Source organism: Nocardia sp. CC201C, from assembly GCF_030010695.1.
Classification (GTDB): Bacteria; Actinomycetota; Actinomycetes; order Mycobacteriales; family Mycobacteriaceae; genus Nocardia; species Nocardia otitidiscaviarum.
Genome location: NZ_JASCXP010000541.1, coordinates 1 through 4,093, shown reverse-complemented (window position 1 = coordinate 4,093; position 4,093 = coordinate 1). Strand labels below are relative to the sequence as shown.

Genomic DNA, 4,093 nt, shown 5'->3' with positions numbered 1-4,093 from the left:
CGTCGCGAACCGTCGGCCGGGCCGGTCGTCGCCGCGCCCGCTCCCGCCGCATTCAGTCGTCGCGCACCGTGATGCCGAAGGTGCGGGCGAAGGCCGGGGCCAGGTCCACGAGTTGCGCGGGCCGGATGGTCGCGCCGCGCAGGGCCTCCAGGCCGTGGGTGATGTCCACGGCGAGCGCGCCGCGCAGATCCACGTCCTTCAGCGTGGCCCGATGCAGGGAGACGCCCTCCAGGATTGATCCGGGGAAGGTGACCTGCGTGAGCTTCGCCTCTCCGAAATCGGGCTGGCGCAGCACGCAGTCGACGAATTGGACCTGCCGCAGGTTCGCATTGCGGAAGTTCACGGCGTCGAGTTTGCAGCCCTCGAACCGCACCCGCCGCAGGCCCGCGCCGACGATCTCCACCCCCGAGAGCGCGGTGTCGATCAGCTCGGCGTCCATCCAATCGGTCTGGCCGAGGTTGGTGCCGATCCACCGGCAGCCGCGCAACCAGACCTCGGAGAATCGGGTGAATCGCAGGACACCGCCCTGGAAGGTCACCCCGGTCAGGGCCGATTCCTCGAACCGCGAGCCGCTGGCCTCCGTGTCGGCGAGCAGCGCGCCGTCCAGGTGCACGGTCTCGTAGCCGACGTCGGGTTCCGGTTCGCCGGCGAAGGGCCGGAGGTGGCGGGCATAGGCGAGATCACTCAGCTCACGGGGCACTCCGGCACCATAGACTCGGTCACCGACAGGTGTCGCCGCGAATGTGCTCGACCCCATCGCGACCCGGTTTGGAGGGGTAGGCCCGAGTCCTGTAGTCTTGGACGGTCGCTGCCCGGTGACAGCACTCTGCTGTGGAGCCGTGGCCCGGTTCAATCGAGAGCCACCAGGCGCTGAGGCGGCGGTGATTACCAGACCAGTCTGCGGCGGTTTCCGGTGTCGATCGGAGACAGGCCGTGAGAGCCACAGTGCCCAGTGCACTAGTAGAGGAAGAAGGGCAGCCGACCGATGGCAACGTACGCGATCGTCAAGACCGGCGGAAAGCAGTACAAGGTCGCGGTCGGTGACCTGGTGAAGGTCGAGAAGATCGAGGGTGAGCCGGGCACTTCGGTGTCGCTGTCGCCGGTGCTGGTCGTGAATGGCGCCGAGCTGACCACCGATGCTGACAAGCTGGCGAAGGTTTCCGTGTCCGCCGAGGTCGTCGAACAGACCAAGGGGCCGAAGATCCGCATCCACAAGTTCAAGAACAAGACCGGCTACCACAAGCGTCAGGGCCACCGTCAGAAGCTGACGGTCCTGAAGGTCACCGGCATCAAGTAGTCCGACCAGGGGTTCGCACCCCGGCATGAGCGGTCAGGCCCGAAGGCGGTAGCGTGCGTAACCACGCAGGGCCCCGGTCATGCCGCATCGAAACTGCACGAGGAGTTAGCAATGGCACATAAGAAGGGTGCATCCAGCTCGCGCAACGGTCGCGACTCGAATGCCCAGCGGCTCGGTGTGAAGCGCTTCGGCGGCCAGGTCGTCAAGGCGGGCGAGATCCTGGTCCGTCAGCGCGGCACCCACTTCCACCCCGGCGTGAATGTCGGCCGTGGCGGTGACGACACGCTGTTCGCCCTCGCGGCGGGCTCGGTCGAGTTCGGCACCAAGCGTGGCCGCAAGACCGTCAACATCGTGGAGCCGGTGTCGGCCTGACGCCGTCACGGAGCTTCTCCACAACTTTCCGAAGCGGGTCAGGGTGCGGAAACACCCTGGCCCGTTTTGCTGTTCGCGCTACTGTCCGATCGGCGCTGCCAACGCAGCCGACACGTCCTGAAGGAGGATGATCACCGATATGTCCAAATTCATCGACCGTGTCGTATTGCATGTGCGCGCGGGCAAGGGTGGGCACGGCTGTGCCTCGGTGCACCGCGAGAAGTACAAGCCGCTCGGCGGCCCCGACGGCGGCAATGGCGGCAATGGCGGGGATGTGGTCCTCGAGGTCGATCCGAATGTGCACACCCTGCTGGACTTCCACTTCCACCCGCACGCCAAGGGCGGCAACGGCAAGCCCGGCGAGGGCGGCAACCGCAATGGCAAACAGGGTGAGGAACTGCTGCTGAAGGTGCCCTCGGGCACCGTCGTCATGACCGCGGACGGGGGCATCCTGGCCGATCTCGTGGCCGACGGTGAGCGCTTCATCGCCGCCAAGGGCGGCCGTGGCGGCCTCGGCAATGCCGCGCTGGTGTCGAAGGCGCGCAAGGCGCCCGGTTTCGCGCTGCTCGGTGAGGCGGGGCAGGAGCGCGATCTGGTCCTCGAACTCAAGTCGGTGGCGGATGTGGGGCTGGTGGGTTTCCCGTCGGCCGGCAAGTCCTCGCTGGTGTCGGTGCTCTCGGCGGCCAAGCCGAAGATCGCGGACTACCCGTTCACCACGCTGGTGCCGAATCTCGGGGTCGTGCAGTCCGGTGACACCACCTTCACCGTCGCCGATGTGCCGGGACTGATTCCGGGGGCCAGCGCGGGCCGCGGTCTGGGCCTGGACTTCCTGCGGCATCTGGAGCGTTGCGCGGTGCTCGCCCACGTGGTCGACTGCGCCACCATGGAGCCGGGCCGGGATCCGGTCTCCGATGTGGACGCGCTCGAGGCCGAGCTGGCCTCCTACAAGCCCGCGTTGCAGGCCGATACCGGACTGGGGGATCTGGCGGACCGGCCGCGCGTGGTCATTCTCAACAAGGCCGATATTCCCGATGCCGACGAGCTGGCCGATTTCGTGCTTCCGGAGTTCGCCAAGCGGGGTTGGCCGGTGTTCAAGATTTCCGCCGTCAGCCGGGAAGGTTTGCGGCCCTTGACCTTCGCGCTCGCCGATATGGTCTCCGAGTATCGGGAGGCGCATCCCAAGGCCGAACCGAAGCGTCCGGTCATCCGCCCGGTCGCCAAGGGCGACAGCGGATTCCGCGTGACGCACGATCCGGAGACCGAGGGCGGGTTCATCGTCTACGGCGAGCGCCCGGAGCGCTGGGTGGCGCAGACCCAGTTCGACAACGACGAGGCCGTGGGCTACCTGGCCGACCGCCTGGCTCGCCTCGGTGTCGAGGAGGAGCTGGTGAGGCTGGGTGCGCAGCCGGGCGCGCCGGTCACCATCGGTGATGTGTGCTTCGACTGGGAGCCGCAGATCTCCGCGGGTGTGGAGGTCATGATGACGCGGCGCGGCGTGGATCCGCGCCTGGACCAGACCGAGCGCATCAGCGCCGCCGAGCGTAAGCATGCCTCGCGGGTGCGCCGTGGTCTGGTGGACGAGGACGACTACGAGGAATGACGTGCCGCGGTGGTTCGCTCCCGCATCGTGGCGTGGGCGGCGGCGCGGTGTTCGACAGTGACCGCGGCGGCGGTGCAGCGGGTGTACCGCGGGCGAATTGAGGTGTGGTGCAGTGAGTTCGAGTATCACGCGGGTGGAGACCGAGCGCAGTGACGCCCGGCAGGCCATCGCGTCGGCGCGCAGTGTCGTCGTGAAGATCGGTTCCTCCGCGCTGACCAGCCTGGAGGGCGGCCTCGACAACGATCGGCTGGACAAGCTGGCCGATGCGGTGGAGACGCGGATGCGGGCCGGATCGGATGTGGTGGTGGTGTCCTCCGGTGCGATCGGCGCTGGCATCGCACCGCTGGGATTGTCCAGTCGCCCCAAGGATCTGGCGACCAAGCAGGCGGCGGCGAGCGTGGGGCAGCTGGCGCTGGCGCACGCCTGGGGCGCCTCGTTCGCGCGCTACGGCCGCGTGGTCGGACAGGTGCTGCTCAGCGCGGACGATTTCGCGCGGCGGGAATCGCATCGCAACGCGCAACGCACTCTCGATCGGCTGCGTGCCCTGCACGCCATCGCGGTGGTGAACGAGAACGACACCGTCGCAACCGAAGAGATCCGGTTCGGCGACAACGACCGGCTGGCGGCGCTGGTGGCGCACCTGGTGGGTGCGGACGCGCTGGTGCTGCTCTCCGATGTGGACGGCCTCTACGACGGCGACCCGCGCAAGGGCGGCGCGAATTTCATTCCGGAGGTGCGCGGCAGCGCGGATCTGGACGGGGTGATCGCGGGCAGCGGCGGCGCGCTCGGCACGGGCGGTATGGCGTCCAAGCTGTCCGCGGCGC

The 4,093-nt window shown here is 68.2% G+C and carries 5 protein-coding genes; 4 read left to right on the top strand and 1 reads right to left on the bottom strand.

Annotated features, from left to right (window positions below):
• Positions 1-52 precede the first annotated feature (52 nt).
• A complete protein-coding gene (locus QK444_RS33620) occupies positions 53-700 on the bottom strand; it encodes a pentapeptide repeat-containing protein (RefSeq protein ID WP_282786057.1) in 648 nt (215 codons plus the stop codon).
• A gap of 285 nt (positions 701-985) precedes the next feature.
• On the opposite strand from QK444_RS33620, the gene rplU reads away from it, so the two are divergent.
• The 4 genes from rplU to proB form a co-directional block, all read left to right on the top strand.
• The gene (rplU, locus tag QK444_RS33615) at positions 986-1,297 is read left to right on the top strand and encodes a 50S ribosomal protein L21 (RefSeq protein ID WP_029927107.1); all 312 of its coding nucleotides are present in this window, start codon (positions 986-988) and stop codon (positions 1,295-1,297) included.
• Positions 1,298-1,408: 111 nt separating this feature from the next.
• Positions 1,409-1,669: a 50S ribosomal protein L27 gene (rpmA, locus tag QK444_RS33610; RefSeq protein WP_029927109.1), complete on the top strand. Its 261-nt coding sequence runs from the start codon at positions 1,409-1,411 to the stop codon at positions 1,667-1,669.
• A gap of 139 nt (positions 1,670-1,808) precedes the next feature.
• Positions 1,809-3,269, top strand: a complete 1,461-nt coding sequence (gene obgE, locus QK444_RS33605; protein ID WP_282786056.1) for a GTPase ObgE — start codon at positions 1,809-1,811, stop codon at positions 3,267-3,269.
• 112 nt (positions 3,270-3,381) lie between these two features.
• A partial coding sequence (proB, locus tag QK444_RS33600) for a glutamate 5-kinase (RefSeq protein WP_282786055.1) occupies positions 3,382-4,093 on the top strand: 712 nt, incomplete at its 3' end.

Excerpts from the sequence above, each read along its gene's own strand:
- rplU (WP_029927107.1), top strand. The coding sequence starts at position 986 with ATGGCAACGTACGCGATCGTCAAGACCGGCGGAAAGCAGTACAAGGTC.
- rpmA (WP_029927109.1), top strand. The coding sequence starts at position 1,409 with ATGGCACATAAGAAGGGTGCATCCAGCTCGCGCAACGGTCGCGACTCG.
- obgE (WP_282786056.1), top strand. The coding sequence starts at position 1,809 with ATGTCCAAATTCATCGACCGTGTCGTATTGCATGTGCGCGCGGGCAAG.